The sequence below is a fragment of the Pantoea sp. CS_6 genome, assembly GCF_041954745.1.
GTDB lineage: Bacteria > Pseudomonadota > Gammaproteobacteria > Enterobacterales > Enterobacteriaceae > Pantoea > Pantoea stewartii.
This window is the reverse complement of record NZ_JAVAYG010000004.1, coordinates 213595-237833: the sequence shown is the minus strand read 5'-3', so window position 1 is coordinate 237833 and position 24239 is coordinate 213595. Positions and strand designations below refer to the sequence as shown.

20 protein-coding genes and 1 tRNA gene are annotated in these 24239 nt (G+C 51.5%); 7 read left to right on the top strand and 14 right to left on the bottom strand.

What is annotated here, in order from left to right; genetic code table 11:
- Positions 1-14: 14 nt before the first annotated feature.
- Complete coding sequence (locus RAC90_RS08310) at positions 15-1244, bottom strand: SpoIIE family protein phosphatase (RefSeq protein ID WP_006118246.1); 1230 nt, start codon at positions 1242-1244, stop codon at positions 15-17.
- 295 nt (positions 1245-1539) lie between these two features.
- Between RAC90_RS08310 and RAC90_RS08305 the strand changes: the two genes are divergently transcribed.
- Positions 1540-1615 (top strand) — tRNA-Phe (locus tag RAC90_RS08305).
- Positions 1616-2041: 426 nt separating this feature from the next.
- Here RAC90_RS08305 and RAC90_RS08300 read toward each other — a convergent pair.
- Positions 2042-3352 carry a glycosyl hydrolase family 28-related protein gene (locus tag RAC90_RS08300; RefSeq protein WP_205950744.1) on the bottom strand — a complete coding sequence of 437 codons (1311 nt, stop codon included), beginning with the start codon at positions 3350-3352 and terminating at the stop codon, positions 2042-2044.
- Between the two features lie 353 nt (positions 3353-3705).
- On the opposite strand from RAC90_RS08300, the gene RAC90_RS08295 reads away from it, so the two are divergent.
- Complete coding sequence (locus RAC90_RS08295; protein ID WP_205950743.1) at positions 3706-3876, top strand: hypothetical protein; 171 nt, start codon at positions 3706-3708, stop codon at positions 3874-3876.
- A gap of 440 nt (positions 3877-4316) precedes the next feature.
- Here the strand turns inward: RAC90_RS08295 and RAC90_RS08290 are convergent, their stop codons facing one another.
- The gene (locus RAC90_RS08290; protein ID WP_375124221.1) at positions 4317-5591 is read right to left on the bottom strand and encodes an MFS transporter; all 1275 of its coding nucleotides are present in this window, start codon (positions 5589-5591) and stop codon (positions 4317-4319) included.
- Positions 5588-7009: a M20 family metallopeptidase gene (locus RAC90_RS08285; RefSeq protein WP_375124220.1), complete on the bottom strand. Its 1422-nt coding sequence runs from the start codon at positions 7007-7009 to the stop codon at positions 5588-5590. The genes RAC90_RS08290 and RAC90_RS08285 overlap by 4 nt, the downstream gene beginning before the upstream one ends.
- Positions 7010-7154: 145 nt before the next feature.
- On the opposite strand from RAC90_RS08285, the gene RAC90_RS08280 reads away from it, so the two are divergent.
- Positions 7155-8069 carry a LysR family transcriptional regulator gene (locus RAC90_RS08280; protein ID WP_164482557.1) on the top strand — a complete coding sequence of 305 codons (915 nt, stop codon included), beginning with the start codon at positions 7155-7157 and terminating at the stop codon, positions 8067-8069.
- Here the strand turns inward: RAC90_RS08280 and RAC90_RS08275 are convergent.
- Both RAC90_RS08275 and RAC90_RS08270 read right to left on the bottom strand, forming a co-directional pair.
- Entirely contained in the window at positions 8016-8906 is an 891-nt protein-coding gene (locus tag RAC90_RS08275) for an EamA family transporter (protein WP_375124219.1), read from the bottom strand. The genes RAC90_RS08280 and RAC90_RS08275 overlap by 54 nt on opposite strands.
- Positions 8903-10036: an MFS transporter gene (locus tag RAC90_RS08270; RefSeq protein WP_164482555.1), complete on the bottom strand. Its 1134-nt coding sequence runs from the start codon at positions 10034-10036 to the stop codon at positions 8903-8905. Before RAC90_RS08270 ends, RAC90_RS08275 begins: the two co-directional genes overlap by 4 nt.
- 209 nt (positions 10037-10245) lie before the next feature.
- Between RAC90_RS08270 and RAC90_RS08265 the strand changes: the two genes are divergently transcribed.
- Both RAC90_RS08265 and RAC90_RS08260 read left to right on the top strand, forming a co-directional pair.
- Positions 10246-10710: a helix-turn-helix domain-containing protein gene (locus RAC90_RS08265; RefSeq protein WP_164482554.1), complete on the top strand. Its 465-nt coding sequence runs from the start codon at positions 10246-10248 to the stop codon at positions 10708-10710.
- A 288-nt stretch (positions 10711-10998) separates the two neighbouring features.
- On the top strand, positions 10999-11361 hold the full coding sequence (locus RAC90_RS08260) for a hypothetical protein (protein ID WP_006118252.1): 363 nt from the start codon (positions 10999-11001) through the stop codon (positions 11359-11361).
- Between the two features lie 131 nt (positions 11362-11492).
- On the opposite strand, the gene RAC90_RS08255 is transcribed toward RAC90_RS08260, so the two are convergent.
- The 8 genes from RAC90_RS08255 to RAC90_RS08220 form a co-directional block, all read right to left on the bottom strand.
- Positions 11493-12701, bottom strand: a complete 1209-nt coding sequence (locus RAC90_RS08255; RefSeq protein WP_375124218.1) for an aldose 1-epimerase family protein — start codon at positions 12699-12701, stop codon at positions 11493-11495.
- 294 nt (positions 12702-12995) lie between these two features.
- The gene (locus RAC90_RS08250; RefSeq protein WP_375124217.1) at positions 12996-13769 is read right to left on the bottom strand and encodes a DUF1868 domain-containing protein; all 774 of its coding nucleotides are present in this window, start codon (positions 13767-13769) and stop codon (positions 12996-12998) included.
- A gap of 445 nt (positions 13770-14214) precedes the next feature.
- The gene (locus RAC90_RS08245) at positions 14215-15501 is read right to left on the bottom strand and encodes a methyl-accepting chemotaxis protein (protein WP_375124216.1); all 1287 of its coding nucleotides are present in this window, start codon (positions 15499-15501) and stop codon (positions 14215-14217) included.
- A 757-nt stretch (positions 15502-16258) separates the two neighbouring features.
- Positions 16259-17545, bottom strand: coding sequence for a PAS domain-containing methyl-accepting chemotaxis protein (locus tag RAC90_RS08240; protein WP_033739723.1), 1287 nt, complete (start codon positions 17543-17545; stop codon positions 16259-16261).
- 287 nt (positions 17546-17832) lie between these two features.
- The gene (locus RAC90_RS08235) at positions 17833-18228 is read right to left on the bottom strand and encodes a thioesterase family protein (protein ID WP_006118258.1); all 396 of its coding nucleotides are present in this window, start codon (positions 18226-18228) and stop codon (positions 17833-17835) included.
- Positions 18229-18415: 187 nt separating this feature from the next.
- Entirely contained in the window at positions 18416-19993 is a 1578-nt protein-coding gene (locus RAC90_RS08230; protein ID WP_133745640.1) for a methyl-accepting chemotaxis protein, read from the bottom strand.
- Between the two features lie 442 nt (positions 19994-20435).
- Positions 20436-21101: a YfdX family protein gene (locus tag RAC90_RS08225; protein ID WP_033739721.1), complete on the bottom strand. Its 666-nt coding sequence runs from the start codon at positions 21099-21101 to the stop codon at positions 20436-20438.
- 112 nt (positions 21102-21213) lie between these two features.
- Positions 21214-21456 carry a hypothetical protein gene (locus RAC90_RS08220; protein WP_033739719.1) on the bottom strand — a complete coding sequence of 81 codons (243 nt, stop codon included), beginning with the start codon at positions 21454-21456 and terminating at the stop codon, positions 21214-21216.
- A 443-nt stretch (positions 21457-21899) separates the two neighbouring features.
- On the opposite strand from RAC90_RS08220, the gene RAC90_RS08215 reads away from it, so the two are divergent.
- Together RAC90_RS08215 and RAC90_RS08210 are read left to right on the top strand one after the other, a co-directional pair.
- Positions 21900-22838, top strand: coding sequence for a diguanylate cyclase (locus RAC90_RS08215; protein ID WP_375124215.1), 939 nt, complete (start codon positions 21900-21902; stop codon positions 22836-22838).
- Positions 22839-22978: 140 nt separating this feature from the next.
- Positions 22979-23809, top strand: a complete 831-nt coding sequence (locus RAC90_RS08210) for an alpha/beta fold hydrolase (protein WP_006118263.1) — start codon at positions 22979-22981, stop codon at positions 23807-23809.
- Positions 23810-24239 lie beyond the last annotated feature (430 nt).

Genomic DNA, 24239 nt, shown 5'->3' with positions numbered 1-24239 from the left:
TCTTCCCGGTGCAATCAATAGCGAAAGCCAAACCAGGTGACGTCGTCGCGTCGCGCCTGATTACCTTGCCAGCTTAAATAGTCTTGCTGAAACGCCAGCGATAACTCCGCCATAGGCAAATGCTGATAGCGCATCAGCAGTGACTGAATGCGCTTATTGCCAAACATAATATTGCGCTCGCCACCCGGCTGATCGGTGACGCCATCCGTCAGCACAAACAGCATATCGCCGCGATTAAATGCCAGGCTCTGTTCCGGCCAGTCATAATCCTCCGGCGTATCGGTATACCCCACGCCGACGCGATCCTGGCTGAGCGCGATGATTTCGTTACTGATGTTGCTGAGCATAAATGCCTGGGTTCGGGCGCTGGCCCAACGCAGCTGATGCAGTTCGGTATCGACAGACAGCACGATGGCATCGCAGCCATCGTTAGAGAGTGACGTTTGCTGAGACGCATTTAACTGTCCCAGGGTTTGTTTAATATGGTGGTTAAGCGCATGCAGAATGCGGGCAGGCGCCTGCAGATCGGCCTCGCGTAGCGCATTTTCCAGCGCAGACTGCAAAATTACCGTCATAAAGGCACCAGGAATGCCGTGGCCCGTACAGTCGGCAATGACCGCCAGCCAGCCGTTATTATGACGGTGAAAGGCGTAATAATCGCCACCCACGCCGTCCCTGGGCTGCCAGTACAGACACCAGTCGTCGAGCAGGGTCGCGATCAGTTGGTTGGATCGGTCCAGCATTGCATCCTGAATCACCCGCGCGTAATCAATGCTTTGTAAAATCTGCTGATGCTGGCGCGCCTGTAAGTCGGAGACGCGGCGGATCAGATCGATCCCTAAACCAATGCCAATATAGTGTCCGTTCTCCGTCAGGATAAAGCCATCAGCGACGGACTTATCGCCATTGGCCACCACCTGCTGCGCCACGCTTTCCAGCGTGTTTTCTACGTCGATCACCAGCGGGAACTTATCCATAAAGGCAATGCAGCTTTTACGGTCATACAGTTCGGGAAAGAACGGGCGCGCCATCTGCGACAAAAAGATGTGGCGGTTAATCATGCCAAACGGTTTGCCGTTTTCTACCACGGGCAAACCGATGAGATCTTTATGCTCGGCAAACAGCGCCATCACCGCACGGTTATCCGTCTCCGGACTGACAAAAGGGACCTCAATGCATAACACCCGCGCGTCGTAACGACTTGAGGCGGAAACCACAGTATTCACAGAGGCGGGTAACTGCATGATGCGGCTCTTGATTGTCCAGGAATAATCTTAAGAGTAATGAGCGCAGATGACGGATTTATGGCAAAAAAACAGTTAGTAAAAAGAGCGCCGATAAATCGTGGATAAAGCAAAATAGCAGCGAAAAACCGCCAGCCAGGCGGCGTTAGACAGCGTGAAAATCCGGCACCCGAGTTATGCGCCACCGGGACCGGCGGTCAATGTTGCTGCGGTTGATGGAAAAGGCGGCAGTTGATTTCATTTTTGTGAAAAGCGTTTGACGCTGGGGCCTGCATAGGGTTTAATGCGCCCCGTTGCCCGAATAGCTCAGTCGGTAGAGCAGGGGATTGAAAATCCCCGTGTCCCTGGTTCGATTCCGGGTTCGGGCACCATAAATTTGAAACCCTCGCTTCGGCGGGGGTTTTTGCGTTTGGGGGCAAGGCCGTAGTTATCGGGACGGCTAAACGTGCAAAACAGCCTCTTCGTGGCGAGGGACAAGGCGTATGTCGTTTGCCAGCCTGTTACGGCATCTGCCCATAAAAAGGCTGACTGAGTGGCGATAGCACCTCGATCTTCCCTTTGTCATGCGCTTCTCCGAAAAGTATGCAGTCCGGTAGCAGAGCAGAAAGACCTCTTTTTACCGGAAGCCTGTTATCATCAGGTTAACGGGATCACGCCGCTGACGCCTGCCAGACGCAAGGACTGACATCCAGTTTACTGCTTCGGCCTGTTGCCCCATTCGAATTGCGTAAATCAGGCTGTCCAGCCTGGCCCGGGCTAATAATAAACCCCGGCCGGTACCGGGGCGAAGCGAGAGGCTACACGGCTGGCATGATCGGCTGAAGATTCAGATAGGGCAACGCATAGTCAGGTAACAGATCGATGATCGCTGGCAGGGGTATTTCTGCGATGACGCCTGCTACCACCACCCGTTTTCCGCTGTCGGCAAAGCGGTTTTCCGCGCAAAGAAAAGCGTCAGGGAACAGGGTGACGCCAGGGCCAGGCGAGCCAATGAGTTGAGAATCTTCGCTGCGATTAATAAACAGATTAGAGAACACCAGATACTTTGAAACGGTGATGTGTTTCTCTGGCGTATCATAAATGTTACTCCAGTAGCTAATCATTCCATCGTTCAAATAATTATTGAATATAAAGGTATCTTGCATGATGCGCCATTGAACGGCTAAATCGTCGTAGGGACGTGCATCAAATGAGATACTTTTTAGATAGTTACCGGCAAATACGAGGCCTCGGGCATTACGGAATTTCAACTGACCGGACGCATCAGCAGGCCAGCCTGAAAAATAGTTCTCAACAACTTCAACCTGGTCGTAGGCTTTAATATAAACAGCATGATCCCGGACAATATCATTTTCACCGCTGGCCGGATTATACAAGCGGGGAGTCGTGCTACCTGAAAAGAAATTTTTACGGAAAACCCCTTTTTTCAAATTGCTGGTCGAGTACCACCCGGCAACAAAGTGCCCCTGCTCATCATCAAATGTCATTATCCCCCGTGTGCGTAATGCGATAAGCGTCAGCAGCATCGCTTTTGTGGTTGCATCAATCCACGCTTCCGCAACAGAAATGTCCGTTATTGAACCCAGAAAATTTTGCTCGATTATCAGGCCGGGCGCATTGCCATAGGTATTTATCGCCACGCCGGGATAACCCCGGCCACGCATAAAAACATTGCCCTTAATCAGGTAAGCCTTTGTTGAGCAGGTTAACTGGGCCTCGTTAGTATCGCTCACCGTATTAATAAAAACATTATAGTTAACATTAATGCCGGTTTTTCTTCCGTAAAAATACAGCGTCGCATTCTCAAAGATAATATTTTCTATTGTCAGGTTAGCGACGGTGTTGCCATATTGACCGTCACCAAACATGACGGCGCGTTTGTTGTTGATACCGCGAAATACCGTGCCGGTAACATCACCTTTCAGTGAGTTAAACGATTTGAGCTGGATATCCTGCGAGAAAAGGTAGACGCCTGCGGGGAAATAAATGCCTTTTTTCTGTTGCGTGCTGATATTTAATAGCGCAATGAGTTTTTCAGAGAGATCTTCGGATGTATCAGGGTAAATACCCATGTCGGGCGCAAAAATATAGTCATATAACGTATCCATATTCACCTCATTTTTAACGTAAAACCTACTTGATCTGCATGGTGTGTCTGTCCGTATTTAATGTAAATTACGCAATGTTTCTACTGCATCTTCAGCAAGGGAGGGCCGAATAATGGCAGGTTTGCATGATTGCACGTAATAAAAAACGGGTTTCTGCCTGGGTAGGCAACATTAAGCGTAAGAACATTGAGCGAGATCAAAATGGTTTCCAGAGCCGGGATGAGTTAAACAGAATACGGGATAGATTTTACAGTTAAAGCCGATCTGAAATGATTCACAGATCCCTGCCAAATCGCGCAACAGGAAAAAGGCGAACGGGTCGCTGACAAACAGCATATTCAGGCGGAGGAAAGATGTCTCACTGGCCAGGCGAAAAGTCATGGTCTGATAGTTTTAATGCTGCTAAAAAAATACTTCCGATATGGGCTGTTCTTAATAACGCTGTAATAACCTTTGCTCGTATTGGTGAACGCATCCTTATTGTTCTGCCGTTCCATCACTGGAATAAAAACGGTGCGTGTTAATTGTTAGTGGGTTCTCCGTAAGTCTTGCTGCTGGAACGCAGCAGAATATGATGGTTCACAGAGCTTCTTTATCGTGACTGGATTGTTATTTTTCATTATCGTCAGCTTGCCAGACGGCATAAAGATGATGCCTCATGTGAGTAAGTTAATCTTGTTTACAGTATTAATGCGTCTTTTCTACCGTTCCGTTTTCGGGGTGGCAGACCACACATTGAGCCATTACCGGGTTTTATGAAGACTGTTACATTCTAAAGTGGGTGGGGATGAATATTGTTGACAGCAATCGGTGGGGTTCTTAGCAAGGTATAAAGAAAGGAAAAATCAGTCAGCTTTCTCAGCCCGACTGATGCTGGGGTTATTGAAGCAAATGAAGCGTTAACAGCCAAACTTCTGCCACCTTGTAAAATCCGTCAGGTGCACAACCCTGTGCACCTGTTCTCCTACTTCACGCTCTTCTGGCTGCGCAGCAGTGCCAGGCCGCTCAGCACCGACATGGCCATCAGGTAATAGCCGGGTGCCAGGCTGGTGCCGGTGGCCGTGATTAACAGCGAACAGATCAGCGGTGCAAATCCGCCAAATACGGTCACTGCGATGTTATAGCTGATCGCCATGCCGCTGGCGCGGGTGCCCATCGGAAACAGATCGGCCATGACCGACGGCACGGTTGAGAAGTAGATCGATTTCAGCAACGCCATCCAGCAGACCAGCGCGACAAGCGTGATGGGCGTGGTGTGACTGACGACCAGCTTAAAGGCGGGATAGATGGTGACGATCAGTAAAATCAGCGATCCCCACATCAACGGAACCCGGCCGATGCGTTCTGCCCACAGACCCATAACCGGCGTCACTACAGTCAGGATCACACCCGCCATTAACGTCGCGGTAAAGGCCACAGAGCCGGGCAGGTGCAGATTGCGCGTGGCATAGGTCGGTACATAGTTGAGCATGTAGTTAACCGCCGTGGAGATGACCATCAGGCCAATCGCCAGCAACATCAGCTCTTTCTGGCGGCCAAACAGGCGTTTAAGTGGGGCAACATCAGGTTGATGTGTGGCAAAGCTGGCAGGTTCATGCACATGGCGGCGGATATAAATTCCCAGTGGGCCAATCAGCAGACCAAAGGCAAAGGGAATGCGCCAGCCCCAGTCCTGAATCTCGCTTTCCGTCAGGATTTTCGTTAATCCCAGACCAAACGCGGATGCCATCAGCGTACTGGCCCCCTGAGTGGCAAACTGCCAGCTGGCGATAAAGGCTTTGCGCTCGGGAAAATGCTCCACCAGGAACGCCGTCGAGCTGCCAAATTCGCCGCCGGCAGAAAAACCCTGAACCAGCCGCGCCAGCAGGATAAGTACAGGGGCCATCAACCCAATACTGTCGTAACCCGGCATAAACGTAATCACGGCACCGCCCAGCATCATCAGATTGATGGAGAGCAGTAGCGCCTTTTTGCGACCATGGCGGTCAGCATAGTTGCCCAGCACAATCGCGCCCAGCGGCCGGATCAGGAAAGACACACCGAAACTGCCGAACGTAAGCAATATCGACACGGACGGATCGCGGGTCGGGAAAAACGCATGGGCGATATAGCTGGCAAAGAAGCCGTAAACCGCAATATCAAACCACTCCAGCGCATTACCGATGCAGGTGGCAAACAGGGTTTTGTGCAGGCTGGGTTTATTCGCGTGCAGAGATGCGGTGGTATTAAGTGTGCTCATGCGGCACCTCCGGCATGGTGACGATGCTTCGCGACCAGTTCGCGGCCTTGTTCGCCCAAATCCCACAGCAGTCGGGTCATGATCTGCAGGCCTTCGCGCGCAATTGACTTCAGCATATGCTCGTTCACGCCGTGCTGACCGCAGGCGGGATAAGAGTGCGGCACCCACAACGTGGGCAGGCCGAGAATGTCGGAGAACACCTCATTAGGCAGTGAACCGCCCAGGTTCGGCAGCAGTGCCGGCGTTTTGCCGCTGGTTTCGGCCATGCTGGCCAGCACCCAGTCGACTAACGGATCGGTGGGATCCAGCCGCGTGGCAGGCGATCCGCGCATAAACTCGACGTTCACGTTGTCAAAGCCGTGCTGTGAAAGGTGTTTCCTGACGTGCTGCGCCAGATTTTCCCAGTCGGTGCCGACCACAAACCGCAGCTGACATACCGCGGTCGCCTCGCCCGGAATGGCGTTCATGGGGCGGGCAGGATTGCCGGTGAGAAAAGACAGCACCTCCAGCGTGTTCCAGCCATACAGGCGTTCTGTGGGGGTAAGTGCCGGTTCGCCCCAGTCCCTGTCAATCTCGGGATCGCCAGGCATGCCGCCGACGTGAATCTGACGGAGAATATTGCGTACCTGCTGAGTGAGTGAACTGGGTTTCAGCGCCGCCACCTGAAGCACGCCCTGAGCATTCACCAGCGAGGCAATGGCATTGGCCAGTTGCGTGCCGGGGTTACTCAACAGGCCACCCCAGTTGCCGGAGTGATAGGCGTTGTCGCGAGCCGTGATGGTAAGGCGAAAATTGACGGCGCCGCGCGAGCCCAGGAACAGGGTCGGCTGCACCGCGTTCAGGCGTGGACCGTCTGAGGCGACAAACAGGTCGGCTTTGAGCAGATCGCCGTGCTGCTGGCACAGCTGTGCCAAACCTGGCGAGCTGATCTCTTCGCCCATCTCGAACAGCAGCTTGCAGTTGAAACCCAGCCTGCCGCCGCGCGCCTGAAACACCTGTTCCAGCGCGGCCAGGTTAACGCAGTGCTGACCTTTGTTATCCGCACTGCCGCGGGCATACCAGCGGTCGTCTTCTTCAACAAGCTCCCAGGGCGTTAACCCTGCGCGCCAGTTTTCGTCATCGCCAAACACCACATCGCCATGACCATAGCTCAGCAGGGTGGGTAGAGCGGGATCTTCAATGCGTACCGCCACCAGAAAGGGACGATGGGCTGCTTCGGTGTTCTCAATAAAGTGCAGAGTAAAGCCCAGCGCGCGCAGCTGCGGCCCAATCTCATCGTGTAAATAGTGATGCAACTCGCCGTCGCGATCCTGGCGCTGGCTCTCGGTGCGCTGCGCCACGCGACGCGCCAGAATGCGTTGAAATTCCCCACTGTCGAACCAGGCGGTGGCCTGTTGTATGGCGTTTTGCGCTGTCATGTTTGCGTATCTTTTATGCGTATTATGTTGTCCCATCATTTCCGAAACGCTGCTTTGCCACAATTATCAATTTATCGAGTAAGATTTGCTTTTAAAGCAAAGCTAACCTGCCCGTTTTCGAGGCATGCACCAGCATGAGGCGCGCATGATCAGTAATGAAATCCGCTATTTTCTCGCCGTGGCGAATACGGGCTCGTTAAGTGCGGCGAGCGAACAGTTGTTTATTGCGGTGTCGGCTATCAGCCGTCAGATTCAGCGGCTGGAGACCCAGGTGGGCGTTCCGCTGTTTGAACGTCACGCTCGCGGGATGGTACTGAATGAAGCCGGGGAGATTTTTGCCCACCATGTGCGCAAGAACATGCTGGATATGGACTATGCGCTGGCCGAGATCAAAGGGCTGAAAGCCGTGCGGCGCACGCTGATTCGGCTGGCCTGTACCGACGGGCTGGCCTTTACGTTGCTGCCGCGCATGATTGCCGACTTTCGCGAGACGAATCCCGGCATCCTCTTTGACATTAATGTCGCCAGCCCGCAGGGCGTGTCCGAACGAATACGCAGCGGCGAGTGCGACCTGGCGCTGCAGTTCAGTCTTCATGCCGAAACGGGCGTGGAAATTATCGGCTCCTGGCCTGCGCCGGTGTTGTTAGTGATGCATCAGAGCCACCCACTCGCCAGCGCGCCGCAGGTGACATTGCGTGATATCAGTCCCTATCCGCTGGCACTGCCCCAGCAGAATACCACCGTGCGTCAGCTGTTTGAGCTGGCGAGCCATATGAGTGGCAACCTGATTGAGCCGGTGGTGACCTGCGATAATTTCTCTACCTTATTCCAGTTTCTGCTGCGTACGCCGTTGGCCATGACCATCTGTAGTGCCTTCAGCGTGCTACAGGAAGCCGAAGCGCATGGACTGGTGATGCGATCTGTCGACATCGATCAACTGAGCCAGCGCAATCTGCAACTGCAGGTGCCTTCTGGTCGGCCCCGCAGCGCCGCGCTGGAGATGTTTTTAGCGTTTGCGCGGCAGCAACTGAACACGCTGGACGAGTCGTTGACCATATAACCCCACCGTCAGCCCGATAATAATCAACAGCAGAGCAAGCATTTTTTGCGGTGAGATGTGCTCGCCGAATATCATCATGGAACCTAAAATCCCGAAGACCGGCACCAGTAGTGAAAGCGGTGCTACTGTGGAAACAGGATACTGCTTGAGTAACGAATTCCATATCCAGTAACCGAAAAGGGTATTGGGATAGACCTGGAATAAAACAGACAGCAACGCGCGGTTGTCCATGTGGCTAAACATCTCTGTAAAGCCGTTGCTGCCGTTAACCAGCCAGTCCAGCCCAAAAAGCGGTAGTGGCGAAAACGCGCTCGACCATACCAGAAAGGCGAATACCTGTTTTGTGCCTGCCTTTTTAATAATGATGTTAGCGATGCTCCAGGCAAGCGCACCGGCCATGACCAGCAACATGCCACTCAGTGTAACCGAGCCATCCGTGACAAACACGATGCTTAGTAAACCCGCACAGGCGATAACAAAACCGGTGATTTGATAGCGACTGAGGCGCTCCCGAAATATTATGCTGCCCAGCAATAAGGTAAAAAAAGCGCTGAACTGCAGCACAAGCGATGCTATCCCGGCAGACAAGCCTGTTTTGATTCCCAGATTGACCAGCCCCCACAGACCGATGCCAAAAATCAGGCCATAACCGATGAGGTAACACCATGGCACATCGGGCTTTTTGATGAAAAACAGGGCAGGCAGGGCACTCAGCGTGAAGCGAATGGCTGCCAGTGTGAAGGGATCGATAGTGTGCAGGCCAAGTTTAATGACGGAAAAGTTTACACCCCAGATTGCGGTAACCAGGATGGCGAGCAGAAGATGCGGATATTTCATGATTGACGGGATCCTGACCAGATAAGAAAAGCACACACGCTGACCGAGGCACCGGCAAGGCAGACGGCCTGCCATCCCCAGTAGGCGTACAGTTGCGTTGCAATGAGGGCGCCTGCTGCGCTGCCCACCGAATAAAAACACATGTAAGCACCGACCAGACGGCTTGCTGCTGCGGGTCTGGCGGCAATGATGAGACTCTGATTGGTGACATGAACGGCCTGCACCGCAAAGTCCAGCGCGATGATGCCCGCCACCAGCCAGCACAAAGAGGTTTCGACATACGCGACGGGCAGCCATGAGAACGTCAATAGCGCCAGCGCTAACCCTGTTGTGCGTTGGGCAAATCCTCTGTCAGCCCACTTGCCCGCGCGTGATGCCGCGAGCACGCCAGCAATTCCGGCTAAGCCAAACATCCCTGTCTGGGTATGTGGCAGGGAAAGTGCCGTAAGTGGCATTACCATGGTTGTCCATAGCATGCTGAAAGCCGCGAAGATCAGCAGCGCAATCATTCCACGTTTTCGCAGTTGAGGTTCCGTAATAAACAACCGAAAAACCGACTTCAGCAGGGAAAGGTAACTTGGCTTACAGGGCAGTGGCGGGGGCGATGGCATCACTTTCCAGACGAAACAGGCAATCAGCAACATCAGGCAGGCAGAGGTGAGATAAACGGCCCGCCAGCCGGCGATATCGGCAATGGCGCCTGAGATAAAACGGGATAACAGAATGCCTGTAACAATTCCGCTGGTCAGGGTGCCAATCGCCTGGCCTCGTTTCTGTGGCGTCGCCAGTCTCGCTGCCCACGCCACGATAAGCTGCACCACCACGGCCATCAGGCCAATCATCAGCACGGCGCAGAGCAGAATCGTGACACTGCGTGATAACCCCGCCACGACTAACGCCACGACGGACAATAGCAACTGCGTCATCACTATGCGTTTAGGATTCATCCAGTCCCCGAGCGGCACCAGAAACAGCAGGCCGATGGCATAGCCCGCCTGTGTGGCAGTGACAACGCTGCCGATCATAGCGGGTGAGACTTTCAGGCTTGTCGCCATCGAATGGAGTAACGGTTGCGCAGAATACACATTGGCTACCGCCAGTGCACAGGTCAATGAAAATAGTATCGTCATTCCTGAACTCAGCGCAGTGACACCGGGCGATGCAGTTTTAGTCCCGTCATCGCGGCACGTACTTGCCTTATCTACCATAAGATGCCTTTATTCTGGTTTTTTTTTAAAACTAGATTACTTATAGAAGTAACAAGAGTGGTTTTTTTTTGCAACTATTAAATGTGGGAATTAAGCTTACATCAGTGGACAGACTGACAGGGAGAACACCGATGGCAAAACAGGAATCGCTCAGAACCAGCGAATGTCCCGTTGCGCGGACGCTGGAATCGATTGGTGAGCGCTGGTGCATGATGATTATCCGCGAGGCATTTGATGATGTGCGGAGATTCAGCGAGTTTCAAAAAAATCTGGGGCTTGCCAAAAACATACTGGCCTCACGTCTGAAACATCTGGTCGATATCGGCGTGTTCGACATATTGCCAGCATCGGATGGCAGCGCCTACAGGGAATACGTCCTGACGGAAAAGGGGCGTTCCGTTTTCCCCATTGTTGTAGCGATGCGGCAATGGGGAGAGCGTTATATGTTTGACCAAGGGGAAACCTATTCTGTCCTGCTTGATAACGAACAGGGTAAGCCGGTTCAGCTTTTGGATGTGCGTTCCTCCCAGGGAAACAAACTGCAACCGGGTGACTGCCACCGCAGGCGCGTCGTTTCTGATAAAACCGCCAGGTGAATTGCTGAAATACCCGCAGGAAAATGATGTGAAGCGTCTGAAGGTTATGGCGCAGCCTTCGATGGCTGACCGCTCGCTCACCAGTGGACTACGCCGCGCCGTGATCACCATGACATCACTCGTTAGGTAGTGTAAAGGACGTAAAAGGCTGTAAAAACGCGCGTTTTTAGCCTGTGACGCGCTTATCATTCCTGCCATACGTCACTGTCACTCAGTCGGAAGTTTGCCGATAAAACAGAAAACAGTGCACATACTGACCTGAACATTCATCTGCAAAGGAGAACCACCATGGATTCTTTCTTTCCTGAGGATGTCATTGATACCCTCAGTAAAACGTTCTGGCAGCGCGTCAGTGCGATGAAAGGGCTTATCGAACGTCACCAGAGTTTTCGTCTGCTGTGGTTCGGCGAGGCGCTGAAACGTAACCACAACTGGACTGATATCAGCGCGGAGCAGGCCGTCAACCGCGTGATTAGCGAGAGTCAGGGGCTGCCGCTGGCGGAGGTCAGAAAAATGACCATCGCCCAAAAGTGGGTTGCACTGTCAACGGTGAGAAAGACGCTCTATTCACAACCGGATGGTAAAACGTTTCAGTGGCTGGTGGAGAAGAAGCTGGACGAGCTGGATAATCCCGGCCAGTTTTCAGCGTAATGCCATATTGCGTTCAGCTGCGCAATAAAAAACCTGTCCACGCTGTTCGCGTTAACATCAACTGGCCGGGGTTGCCCCCGGCTCTGTGATGAACAGCGAAACCTTACCGCTTTTGTGGCAGTAAACCGCGCTTATTCATTCGCGATCGGCGTCGAATCTTCCTCGATTTTGGTGTCGCCCTGAATCGCTTTAATCCGCTTCTCTACCGCATTTACCTGATCGCTGTTGTGCAACAGCGTGTAGGTCAGATCAAAGGTTGCACTCGCGCCCGGTGCCAGCTGTTTCACGCGCTTCTGCTCCCGTTCAATCGTGACCGGATAGGCATAGTTGGTGCCGGGCTCAATCCCGGTGACATAGCCTTGTTTAAGCGTGTCGGTATTTTTCCACAAGGTCAGCAGCGGCAACTGCTGAGTATCAAACTGAATGGACGCGCCTTTGTTGCCCGCTTTATTAACCACGGCGGCGACCGTCTGATGATCCTTGTCGGACAGCGGTTTGATGTTAAACACCATTTCATCGAAGTCTTTGGTTGGGCCTTGATAGGTCTGCCAGTTTTTCAGCCCCGCTTTGGCATAGTCATTGAACGGGCTGATGCCCGACATCGGGGCCATAAAGCGGGCACCTTCTTCCAGAATGGGCGTACTGAAGTTGCTGTGATAGATGATCTCGTAATCGTGCGGATAATCGGAATGGTTGGTCAGCACGTCGTGCAGGCTGAACTGATTGCTGCCCGGCACATAACGCAATTCCGTCCACGTCTGCAGATCGGCTTTCTTAAACGTGCTCTCTTTGATCAAACCGCGAATACGGATTTCATGCGGGGCCGCATCCGCCACCTCGACTTCAAGCTGCGAGACCGGCGTGTTTCCGGCTTTGCCATGCAGCGTGTAGATACGGCCTTTGTCGTTCACCGGATGGCCGGTCCATTCGTAGCCACAACGCACCATCATTTCGTTGAATCCTTCCAGCCAGCCCAGGCCATTGCGACTTTCAAGATTGATGAACGCCGGGTTTACCACCTCTTTAACGGGGGAATCCCAGCCCAGGCGGGTGCCGAATCCCTCTACGCGGAGCAGGTTCATACCGCGTGTCGGAATAAGCGTAATAGTCAGGCCATCCTGACTGCGGATGACCAGAAGCTTACTGCCTTCCTGCTTGCCGCCATGCAACACTTTCTGCTCAATGCTGAACGGTTTGCCCTGAATGTTCAGCTCGCTGCTGTTTATCTGCCAGTTTCCTTTGTCGGTGCCTTGTTCAGCACTCGTCAGCACCCAGGTTTTTGCAGATACCGAACCCGAAATCATTACGGCCAGCACCGTCAGTGCGAGTTTCGTCTTCATCGTTTACCTCTCTGGCTGAATCGTTTTTTCATTAGTGAGAGGAATTTACTGATTTGGGCTACGCGGAAACGTGATTTCTCTCACCTGCTGGAAAATCAGGCAGGATTAAGCGTGTTAGTGGGATGTTGCTCACATTTAAAATGCTTATTAATGCTGTTATGTCATCTTTTTATCGGCATAAACGCGAAAGCTGTAAACGTTTCAGCCACCACCGGTAAAACGTGGCTGGCGCGTAAAGTCAGGAATCAAAACAAAGGCGCGAAGCAGGGGCGTCGCGCTGCACAGTGAGGCGGATCAGGTCAGATAAAACTGTCGCTTGAAGGCAAACATATCATTCAGCAGGCAGTACTCGGGATCACCGAGCGTAATAACTGGCGCGCGCTGCGCGATCATCGTTTTCCAGTTCGCCAGTGAACGTCGCCAGGCGGCGTCTTCGTCGTCGGTCAACGGCGCAACCTGATATCCCAGCGTGATATGAAACTGGTAGCGATCGTGGTCTGGTTCGCGAATGCCGGTGACCTCGGACAGCCGATCGCGTAAACGGCGCAACCGCGTCTCTGTCTCCGCATCCGCCGTTAACAGGCGCAGCGTTAACGGGGTTTCACGCGCAGACGGCGCCTCCGGATTGACGCGCATGTGGTAAGGCGAGGCATCCTCACCCAGTTTATATGTCCGCAGGCGTTCAGCCAGAATCCGGTCGCACTCGTCCATGGGCATGTCCAGCGGCAGCCCGGCAGGCCATAAGGGATAGCGTCTTGCCTTGTCGTTGGCTCCGCCGAAAACAGTCATGTGATAACTGGAGGGCGGCAGTGCGGTAACCTTCCTTGACCAGCTTTCGCCGGGCAATTCACGATAGACATCAAGCAGGGCATCAAAGGGTTCTGAGCCGTCACCTTGCTGCGGCAGATGGCAGATAATCGTGTTTCCTTCAAAGGGAAGAACCCGGCCATCTGCGTCAAACTTACGTCCCACATCGTTGGGGCGGTGTTCCGCACCGATGGCGAGGGAAGCGGCCAGACCGCCCAGGGTGGCAATCGTACCTTTCAACAGCCTTCTCCGTGTTGTCATCGAATAACCTCTGCATTTAGCCGGTTCCGACAAGGTCGGTAACGGTACCGTTTCCCCGCGCAATGCCACCCGTATCTGCGCGTGATGTATTCCTGAGAAGCTGTTCTCATGCCTGACCGGGCTTAACAGGCAGGGGTGCTGTGATAAGGGGACAATAACGCGCATGCGCAGAAACAAAGAACCCGACGTCATCCTGCACGGTGATCCGCTCAGGGCGCTTCTCAACCGGGGAGCTTAGTGAAGATCTGTGACTAAAAAATGACTGAAGATGTACAACGAGCGAAAGAGGAATATCTGTTATGACTAAGCGGGCCGCAATGGCGCTTGCAGCACGCTTCATAACGCCCGATGCAGCGTCGTCGTGGCTTGTTCATCTGCGCGCTTTTTTCTGCTCGTCTGAGAAAGAAAAAGCCAGCGTTACGCCGCTGGCATGACGTTTTCATGCTTATACATTGAGCCGGTGAATGACCGTCACGAATTCATTTACCCCGCGATTGATCTCCTGGAAACTGCGCGAGAGGTTGCTGATCTTATCGTTTTCAGTCGTAAGAAAGCGTCTGATTTCATCAAGCTGCCGGGACATGTTTTCAATGAGCGCGGTATTTTCTTCCACAACTTTCGTGATTTTAAGCGTCGCCTGCGACGTCGAAGCCGCCAGTCGCCGGACCTCCTCGGCCACCACGGCAAACCCACGTCCCGCTTCGCCTGCCCGCGCGGCCTCAATCGCCGCGTTTAACGCCAGAATATTGGTTTGTCCGGCGATGGTGTTGATCGTCGAAACAATTTCTTTTATGTCCATGGAAGAATGATTGAGTCTGTCGCCAATGTCTGCTGCCGCACCCACCTGTAACGACATGGATTCCGCATTGCGGATGGTCTCTCCCAGGACATCATTGGCATTAAAGGTGATTTGCGACGTCTCTTCCGACGTTGTAACGGCAATGTCAGCGATCCGTTTGGCATTCTCTACGCGGTCGGTGATATCAGACGCCAGTTTAATAACCTTATAAACATGCCCGGAGGCATCTTTGACAGGGTTATAGCTGGCCTCCAGCCAGACGCGTTTTCCAGACGCTGTCACACGTTCAAAACGCCCTGTGAAAGCACGCCCCTGCTGAATCTTTTGCCAAAAATCAGGCTGCTCCTTATAAAATTCATCAAAGCAAAATATGCGATGATGTTTACCTTGAATGGCCTCAAGCTGATAGCCCATTAATTTCAGAAAATTGTTATTGGCGTCAATGACCTCACCCTGCGGTGTAAACTCAATCATGGCCATGGAGTTATTCAACGCGGTAATGATGGCTTCTTTATGCTTTAACGCTTCATGTTTATGCGTAATGTCGTTGGCAATTTTTATGATTTTTTTCACCGCACCGTGGCGATCTTTCACAGGGAAATAGGTGGCGCTCAAATACAGCCGGCTGTGATTTTTGCGAAACCGCTCAAAGATACCGCTGAACGAGTGACCTGAGCCGAGTGTTTGCCAAAAGTGCGTATAGTCGCTGGAGTGCACAAATTCATCATCGCAGAACAGGCGATGGTGCTGACCGGCGATCTCATTTAGCGTGTAGCCTGTCAGTTCGAGGAAAGGCGTGTTTGCCGTAATGATGCGACCGTCGGGCGTAAATTCAATCCAGCCGATGTTGGCTTTGATCGCCTGTGTATTGGTCTGGTCGTCCGCTAACCCCGGTGAAGCTTTACCAGGCATAAAACGTGTCAGGGCTAACATACTTCTCTCCATCTGATCCAGTGAAAGGGGCGTAAAGCGTCGGGCCTCGTGGCGGAGAGTTTGCTGTCTGATGGAAAGTAAAGCGTCCGGCCCGGGTCATTTAACTTATCGGCACAGGCCGGTTCATATTTAGAAATGTATTAAAAAAATTGATGCTTATCACAGTGACAGTCAGTGCACACAGATAACGAGCTACGTCTTCTGACAGACTGCCTGTAACAGTGAAAAGATGGCGAAAGCAGAAAAACAGCAGCCATGTGGCGGATTGCTTCCCGCTGCCAGACAGGACGGCAGATAAAAAAGCAGGATGAGCGGGGGCTTTTCCGGGCAGATGTCAGCGGCAACCGCTACAGCCCGGATAAGATTGTTAACCAGAGTTTGTCAAACGAGGTAAAAGAAGACATCAGGAGGGGTTATACAGTCAACATAAAGTGTTTAGGGCTTGTTGCAGTGTAGGGACGTTTTTATGACAGGAAAGCGCGAATCAGCGAGAGCGAAGCCGATGGCAATGGCGTCGCCAGGCGTTTTCATGCACACCCGAGAACGCGCCTGCGATGGCGATGAGCCGGATTTTCTGTCAGGCAGGCATGTCGCCGCAGTGATACCCAGGCGCTGCATCACCACACGGCGGCGTTGACAGGCTGGTGGCAGCAGAAAAGGCTGACGCGTCAAACAATGACGCGCCCGTGTGTGGGGCGTAACCCTGACAATAAAACCGTATGCAGTGCCGTGAATCGCATTAATGCTGCCTGTGCCCTCAGACCTTCAGTCGATGAATCACCGTTACGAATTCGTTTACGCCGCTGAAAATTTCCTGAATGTTGTCGGACAGATGCGTGATTTTGTCGTTTTCTGTGGTGAGAAAGCTGTTAATGCCGTCGAGTTGCTGGTGCATATCGCCAATCAGGCTGGCATTTTCTTCGACCACCTTGCTGATTTTCTGCGTCGCCTGTGAGGTAGAAGCAGCAAGACGTCTGACTTCTTCTGCCACCACGGCAAAACCGCGTCCTGCTTCGCCTGCCCGTGCGGCTTCAATCGCAGCATTGAGCGCCAGGATATTGGTTTGTCCGGCAATGTTATGGATGGTTGAGACAATCTCTTTGATGTCTTTGGCTGAGTAATTCAGTTTGTCGCTGATTCCCGCTGCCGCAGCGACCTGCGAGGCCATCGATTCGGCGTTACGCACCGTCTGACTGAGAACATCATTGGCATTCACGGTGATGTGTGACGTTTTTTCAGACGTGGTCATGGCGATATCCGCCACATCCTGCGCCGTGACGACACGTTCGGTAATATCCGACGCCAGCTTAATCACTTTATAAACGTGTCCCGAGGCATCTTTCACCGGGTTGTAGTTGGCCTCAAGCCAGACGCGTTTTCCTGATGCTGTTACCCGTTCGAAGCGCCCGGTGAACGCGCGCCCCTGTTGAATTCTGTGCCAGAAGTCCGGGTTTTCTTTATAGAACGCGTCAAAACAGAACAGACGGTGATGTTTGCCCTGAATAGCGGCCAGATCGTACTCCATCAGCGTAAGGAAGTTTTTATTGGCATTAATGACCTCGCCCTGTGGCGTAAATTCAATCATGGCCATGGTGTTGTTCAGCGCCGTAATAATCGCTTCTTTATGCGTGAGTTCTTCATGCCGATCGGTAATGTCGTTAGCGATTTTGATAATTTTTTTGACCGTGCCGTGTTTATCTTTCACGGGGAAATAGTTAGCGCTTAAGTAGAGCAGGCTGTTGTCTTTGCGGTAGCGTTCGAAAATGCCGCTGAATGACTGGCCTGAGGCCAGGGTTTCCCAAAACAGGGCATATTCACGGGAGCGCACAAAATCAGGCTTACAGAACAGCCGATGGTGCTGACCGGTGATCTCACTGAGCTGGTAGCCTGTTACGGCAAGGAAGGCCGGGTTAGCCGTGAGAATAATGCCCTCGGGCGTGAATTCAATCCAGCCACTACAGGCCTGGATGGCCTGAATATTATTCTGATCATCCGAGGCGCTCCGCGCGTTTTTGCCGCGAAGTAAACGCATAAGGGAAAACATAGATCTCTCCAGATATCGCTGTAATAAGCTCGAAAGGTGATGACCGCGTAGTGGAGAGACAGCGACCCGGTTAAGGGGAAGTCGATCGGCTCGGGTCTACTTCGTTATCGGCATTGCGCATGTCATATTTAGGTCACATTTCAGCCACGGTGAGCGCACAGTGAGATGCGTCACGTTACAGGTGGTGGGCAAGGCAGGTACATCGACACAGGAGAGGACGTCTCGATCTCAACATGATGAGAATGTCGTGATCGAGCGTCGCGGTAATCAGGCGGAAAGCCGGCGCGTTAGTTTCCGGCGTCAGGTATCGCACTACGTAAAAAAGCCGGAATAACGGGACGCCCTTTTTCCAGACAGGTGCCGGTGAAAACCGCCTCAGCATAAACAACGTTATCAACCAAAATTTGCTGAACGAAATTAACACGGTTACGCTTTTCGTTTGCCGCGAGTGCGCAGGTCACCTGCATCTCATCGCCTTTTTTCAGGCTCTTTTTAAAGCGAAGCGTATATTCAAGCAGCATATGGATACGGCCTTCGGCAAACTCCGCTTCCAGATCCACGCCAAGGTGCTCTTTCATAAACGCGTGGCGTGTCCATTCCATATAGAAGGGATAGTAAAGTCCGTCTACAACGCCCTGAAAATCGATATGCTTTTCGTCAACCTGATACGTTTTGCTAAACATAGTATGGCCACTGGTAAGTGAGGGAAGGCCCACTTTAGTCGGCATGGCTGTTTTTTTAAACGGCTTTTTTCAGGCGACAGAGGAAGGTGAGTGATTCACGCTAACAGTAAAATCGGCACGCGCCAGAATCATCCAGACACGTGCCGGGTGGGCTTTACGTCATGCCGCAGCTAAACACCGAGGCTGTTTAGCGCAGCACAGCGGCTGGCTGGTGTCGGTCAATACGGAAAATGGACACGGCATTACGTAACAGGGTCGTTTGTTCCACCATGCCCTGGGCCGCAGAGGAGACCTGCTGCACCAGCGCGGCGTTCTGCTGGGTAACCTGGTCCATTTGACTTACGGCAATGCTGACCTGCCCGATACCGTTGCTTTGCTCATCCGACGCAATGGTGATTTCGCCCATAATGGTCGTCACGCCCTGTACGGATTTCACGATCTCCTCCATCGTGTTACCTGCCTGTTTCGCCAGGCCCGAACCTTTTGCCACGTGTTCAACCGACTGGGTGATCAAATCTTTGATTTCTTTAGCCGCGGTAGAACTGCGTAAGGCGAGCGAACGTACTTCTCCGGCAACCACCGCAAATCCGCGTCCGCCTTCACCAGCCCGTGCGGCTTCAACGGCGGCGTTCAGGGCCAGAATATTCGTCTGGAATGCAATCCCTTCAATGACAGAGATAATCTCGGCCACTTTGCCTGAGCTTTCTGAAATAGAGCGCATGGTTTCGACAACCTGTTTCACCACATCTCCCCCCTGCAGGGCCACGTGCGAAGTGGTATCCGCCTGAGAATTTGCCTGACGGGCGTTATCGGTATTTTGACGGACGGTAGCTGTCAGCTCCTCCATACTGGCGGCCGTTTGTTCCAGTGCGGCAGCCTGCTCTTCAGTGCGCTGAGCCAGGTCAATATTGCCCTGGGCGATTTCGCTCGCTGAGTTATTGATCAGTTCCGCAGAGGACTGAATGCCACTCACAATGGTGACCAACTGTTGGCGCATGGCTTCCAGCGAGGCCATCAGGCTGCCCTGGCCTTTAAGCGGCACAGCAATGTCTACCGTCAGGTTACCCTGGGCAATCATGCCAGCAATATCGGCAGCCGCTTTGGGTTCGCCGCCCAGTGCGCGAACGATACTGCGTGTAATGATGGTGCCCAGCACCAACGAGAGCAGGATGGTGGTTAACCCGGCCAGACTGAGCGTCATTTTCGTGGCAAAGGCCAGGCTGTTTACGTCGTCAGAGCGCGTAGCCAGCAGCGACGATTCTGCGTTGTTGAAATCGGCGGCGACGGCGCGGTAGCGATCCATAAAGGCTTTATCACGCCCTTCCTGAAAAAAATGCGTCAGGGCTTCGAGCGGTTGTTGTCCACCATTAACCTGACGACGCAATGCGATTAGCTGATCGTCAATGGCCTGGACGCTGTTGTGCAGGTCAAGTAATGACGTCAGTCTTTGCTGTTGACTGGCATTATCTGCCGTCATGGTGCGGAGTTGATTATATTTCTGGTCGAACGCCGTTTTGCCTGCGTTGAACGGTGCCAGGAAGGCTTCATTACCGGAGATGACAAATCCCCGCACGCCCGTTTCCATATTAACCATGTCAGTTAACATGCTGTCGCTCAGACTCATCACCTTATAACTGTGAATATTCCAGCTATTGGCCTGCCGTAGCTTGAGAAAGTTAATAATCGACAAGCTGCTGCCTATTAATGACACAAGAACAATGATGCCGAACGCGAACGCGATTTTGCGGCCTGTTGTGATTTTCATGTTGATTCCCCGTTTAGTAATTTTTTTATTTTTGTAATAACAACCCTTGCTTTTCGAGTATCGGCAACAAAGGAAGGCAGTTTATGAAAGCGAAGCCGTTTTTTAAAAAAAAAGTTTAAAAACTATCCTTAAGTTTAGTAAAAAGTTAATTTCCTGAGTTATCTATAGTATTCGATAGAAAGGACGAGATTAGCGTAAGGTGTATAAATAAACTGAAAATAAAAGTGATAATGAAAAGGAGGTACTGGAGATTTGTGTTAAGTGAGCGTAGTTGCTGGGGTAGGGAGAAAAAAATGGATGATAATCAGGCCGTATCATTGTGCGCTTGATATCTGAACGGATTAAATAAGGTTGACGCTTTCATCTCACCTTATCGATGAAATGAAAGCGGCCTTATTGTTTAACATCGTCATCGTGTATTTAATGTCACGCTTATTGATAATTACGAGCCTTTATTACTCTGTGATGCACTGGCACCGGTCTGTGAGTGATGCAGGGTAGGGCTCACAGGCAGTTCAGAATAAGTTTGCGTATCGTAAATCACGCCTTCTTCTGCGGATTTCAGCAGCATGCCTGCCTGGTAGTATTTATCCTGTTTCATTAAAGCAAGGGCATTTGAAACATCATTTTCTGTTTGTTGTAGCGGCATCAGTTCCTGCGTTTCAGTGACGGCTACGCCAGCCAGCTTCAGCGCATCAAGCGCACCTTGCTTATCACCTGCTTTAATATGCTGATTGGCTTTATCGATCGCGTCATTTTTCTGTTTTGATAACTGGTAATCTTCCGACACGGATACATCGGAGCCGATGCGAATATAATTATCTCCCGTCATCGGAGCTTTTTTGTCATAGCGAATATACTTTGTCCAGTCCACACTATTATCTTTTAAATAGGTGTCAGCCTGAGTCGCCAGCGCTTTTGCTTGTTGAGTTTGGCCATTAAATAACGCGTTGCGTGAAAGCTGAATATCATTCATGGCCTGCGCGGCCTGGGCCGAAATGACTTCATTATTTAATGTATGGCTGTCTTTAAAGGACTCAGCGGCCGCAGCGCCACCAGTAAACACTAATACGGCTACAATCATTGAGCTAATAATCATCTTTTTCATGATATTTATCCTCTGTATTTATGCATCCGAAAGGTGCTAACGTCATTGATTACATCTGTAGTGTTCATTTACCTGGACTGTCTTTTTTCGAAAAAGCAATAACACTGCGTTGTCAGACAAATGCAACGTCGCTGTTTTTGCTGTTTGGGAAACAGTTATCCAGAATGGCATTCTTCACGCAAAAATAATGAGGTGAAACGGCGTTGAAAACATAATCCGCCTGCGAAATGTCCGGGCTGTTTTTTGAGAAAAACATATCGCCAACAAACAGGGCGTCGGTCAGATGTGAATCCTGGCGTGAATAATCACTTTTACACAGGTTACCGTGGTAAGAAAGCAGAAGGGGCAGAGCCATAATGTTATCTCCTTGATGTCGTCTTGACGTCTTTACTTAACACCCGGAGGATATTTAATTGTAATTATGAGTTTGCAGAAAAATGTCACTGTTACAATTTCATGGTTTTTTTATCATTTTAATTCAATGGCTTGCGAATCAGTGTTTGTTACATCTTACCGCTTCTTTAAAAAACCTGAGTTTTCTATAGAAGAAAGCGTACAGGCTGACAGTCGGGTTATAAAAGAAGCCACATCAGCCGCGCCGTCGTTGATCACTCTCTGTGCAAGATAATCATTCAGCGCGCTGTCACTGAGCGTCTGCCGTATGCTGGTTCTGATGCGGCTAAGCGTGGTTAATTCTGAACGGGTTGACTTTATCCCTGTCTCATCGTGTTTTGAACATGTTGCTTTACAGTGCGCATGGCAATGGCAAAATAGCCTTTTCTCTTTCCCGCTATCGATATGTCTGAAGATGCCCTGCGGCAGCAAATTGCGAATTTAAAAAAACACAATGCGCGATTAAGGCGTATTGCGCATGATGCCCGCGATAAATTGGGTGCTGCGCTGGACGGCACGGGCCTGTGCTTGTGGCAACTGGATATTCCCACGGGCAAGTTGGTTATTTTTAACCGCCGATGGGGATCCATGCTGGGTTTTCAGCCTAAAGAAACGGATGCCCATTTTGATGTCTGGAAATCCTGCCTGCATCCTGAGGATGCCGCAGATGTTCTGAAGGCGTTCTATGACCATATCGAGGGCAAAGCACCCTTCTATGAAGCCTTACATCGGATGATTGGTAAAACAGGAAAAATTACGTGGGTGCTGGACCGGGGCCGCGTCAGTGAATGGGACGAGCAGGGCAGACCGATCAAAGTGACGGGCACACACATTGATATGACCAAAGAGAAACAGTACGAAGCGCAACTGGCTTCACTGGCAATGCACGATCCCCTGACGCAATTAACCAACCGGCATGCGTTGATCAATCATTTTCGCGATATGAAGAAAAAGGCATTATGTATTGCCTTTATTGATTTAGATAATTTTAAGCATGTCAACGACACGTTAGGGCATCGCAGTGGCGACGAAGTCCTGATTCAACTTAGTCTGCGCTTTATCGCAGCCTGCCCACCAAGTGTCATTATTGGGCGACTGGGCGGCGATGAGTTTGTTTTACTGATTCCGCTCGCGTTAACCCATCCACTCACGAAGAGGCTCACGCACGCCTGTCTTAATGCTGCCATGCAACCTTTTGAGCTGGCCAACGGTACTGCCGTCATTGGCGCATCCATTGGGGTTGTTCAGGTTGAGGAGCCAGAAAACTTTGACAGTGCGCTGGCCCGTGCTGATGAGGCGATGTACCGCATCAAAAAAAACGGTAAACGCGGTGTAGCGTTGTAAAAACGCGTTTTTTCTGCTTCTGGTTTGACCATCGGTTTCCCTCTGCCATGCTTGACAGGTAGTGCCGCGCGCCGGAACGTCGCTGAGCTTCTCAGACGATGGCCGGAAGCGTCATCACCTTCATCCATAGCGAGGCGTTTATGAGTCTGTTTAAAAGCAAAGATGGATTTAACCTCTACTACAAAGACTGGGGCAAAGGGCAACCGGTACTGTTTAGCCATGGCTGGCCGCTGGACGCGGATATGTGGGATAGCCAGCTCAACTTCCTTGCCGAACGCGGCTATCGGGTTATTGCTTTTGACCGGCGCGGTTTTGGACGTTCCGACCAGCCATGGGAAGGATACGACTACGATACGTTTGCTGACGACATTCATAGCCTGATCACACATTTACAGCTCAAGGATGTCACGCTGGTCGGGTTCTCAATGGGCGGCGGCGACGTATCGCGTTATATTGGAAAATATGGCACGGGCAACGTTAAAGGGCTGGTTCTGTTAGGCGCAGTCACGCCCGTGTTTGGTAAGAAAGACGATCATCCCGAAGGCGTAGAGAAATCGGTTTTCGACGATATCAAACAGGGACTGCTTGACGACAGAGCGCAGTTTATTAAGGATTTTGCCGCCCCCTTTTATGGCACCAATGCTGGCCAGTCAGTATCCGAGGGCGTATTGACGCAGACGTTAAACATGGCCCTGCTGGCATCGCTCAAGGGAACGCTGGACTGTGTTACCGCTTTTTCTGAAACCGACTTCCGCGCGGATCTCGCTCGCGTTGATGTGCCCACCTTAATCATTCATGGCAGCCATGATCAGATCGTCCCGTTCGAGGCGACCGGAAAGCTGGCCCATGAACTGATTACGGGTTCAGAACTCAAGATCTACGATCAGGGGCCTCATGGATTCGCTGTCACGCATCAGGCTCAGCTCAACAACGATTTACTCGCCTTCCTGCAAAACAGCAGGGCAGAATAGTCCGAAAAAAACGCCCGTCAGGGCGTTTTTATTTTTATTGCCGCTTCGCTTACCTGAAATGTGATGAGCGGTATTTCTTCCGCTTGTGAGAAGTGCCATTTTACTAATTGTCGCCTGCCTGGTCATTTTATGATCTTTTCTTTCTCTTCATTCTAATAAACGAGACGTTTACCGCTTCGCTTATTTTTGCATGTTGCAAACCCTGCCGTAATGAATTCGATTTTATCGCGCTTAGTTAAATAGATCATTTATTGATCATATTGACGATAGGCAATGTCACCTGGCCGTCCCTGCGCTGCGATTGAAAATAAAATCAGTGTGGACTTTTTAATAAATAGATCGATTAATAGAGCCTTAGAGGAGCGTTTTCATTAAAGTTTTCGCCAGGAGCGTTAAACTAGAGTTTCCTCGAAAAATAGTTTCATCACTA

Bases quoted from the DNA above. Each gene is read 5' to 3' on its own strand.
- RAC90_RS08310 (WP_006118246.1), bottom strand. From the start codon at position 1,244: ATGCAGTTACCCGCCTCTGTGAATACTGTGGTTTCCGCCTCAAGTCGT.
- RAC90_RS08300 (WP_205950744.1), bottom strand. From the start codon at position 3,352: ATGGATACGTTATATGACTATATTTTTGCGCCCGACATGGGTATTTAC.
- RAC90_RS08295 (WP_205950743.1), top strand. From the start codon at position 3,706: ATGTCTCACTGGCCAGGCGAAAAGTCATGGTCTGATAGTTTTAATGCT.
- RAC90_RS08290 (WP_375124221.1), bottom strand. From the start codon at position 5,591: ATGAGCACACTTAATACCACCGCATCTCTGCACGCGAATAAACCCAGC.
- RAC90_RS08285 (WP_375124220.1), bottom strand. From the start codon at position 7,009: ATGACAGCGCAAAACGCCATACAACAGGCCACCGCCTGGTTCGACAGT.
- RAC90_RS08280 (WP_164482557.1), top strand. From the start codon at position 7,155: ATGATCAGTAATGAAATCCGCTATTTTCTCGCCGTGGCGAATACGGGC.
- RAC90_RS08275 (WP_375124219.1), bottom strand. From the start codon at position 8,906: ATGAAATATCCGCATCTTCTGCTCGCCATCCTGGTTACCGCAATCTGG.
- RAC90_RS08270 (WP_164482555.1), bottom strand. From the start codon at position 10,036: ATGACGATACTATTTTCATTGACCTGTGCACTGGCGGTAGCCAATGTG.
- RAC90_RS08265 (WP_164482554.1), top strand. From the start codon at position 10,246: ATGGCAAAACAGGAATCGCTCAGAACCAGCGAATGTCCCGTTGCGCGG.
- RAC90_RS08260 (WP_006118252.1), top strand. From the start codon at position 10,999: ATGGATTCTTTCTTTCCTGAGGATGTCATTGATACCCTCAGTAAAACG.
- RAC90_RS08255 (WP_375124218.1), bottom strand. From the start codon at position 12,701: ATGAAGACGAAACTCGCACTGACGGTGCTGGCCGTAATGATTTCGGGT.
- RAC90_RS08250 (WP_375124217.1), bottom strand. From the start codon at position 13,769: ATGACAACACGGAGAAGGCTGTTGAAAGGTACGATTGCCACCCTGGGC.
- RAC90_RS08245 (WP_375124216.1), bottom strand. From the start codon at position 15,501: ATGTTAGCCCTGACACGTTTTATGCCTGGTAAAGCTTCACCGGGGTTA.
- RAC90_RS08240 (WP_033739723.1), bottom strand. From the start codon at position 17,545: ATGTTTTCCCTTATGCGTTTACTTCGCGGCAAAAACGCGCGGAGCGCC.
- RAC90_RS08235 (WP_006118258.1), bottom strand. From the start codon at position 18,228: ATGTTTAGCAAAACGTATCAGGTTGACGAAAAGCATATCGATTTTCAG.
- RAC90_RS08230 (WP_133745640.1), bottom strand. From the start codon at position 19,993: ATGAAAATCACAACAGGCCGCAAAATCGCGTTCGCGTTCGGCATCATT.
- RAC90_RS08225 (WP_033739721.1), bottom strand. From the start codon at position 21,101: ATGAAAAAGATGATTATTAGCTCAATGATTGTAGCCGTATTAGTGTTT.
- RAC90_RS08220 (WP_033739719.1), bottom strand. From the start codon at position 21,456: ATGGCTCTGCCCCTTCTGCTTTCTTACCACGGTAACCTGTGTAAAAGT.
- RAC90_RS08215 (WP_375124215.1), top strand. From the start codon at position 21,900: ATGTCTGAAGATGCCCTGCGGCAGCAAATTGCGAATTTAAAAAAACAC.
- RAC90_RS08210 (WP_006118263.1), top strand. From the start codon at position 22,979: ATGAGTCTGTTTAAAAGCAAAGATGGATTTAACCTCTACTACAAAGAC.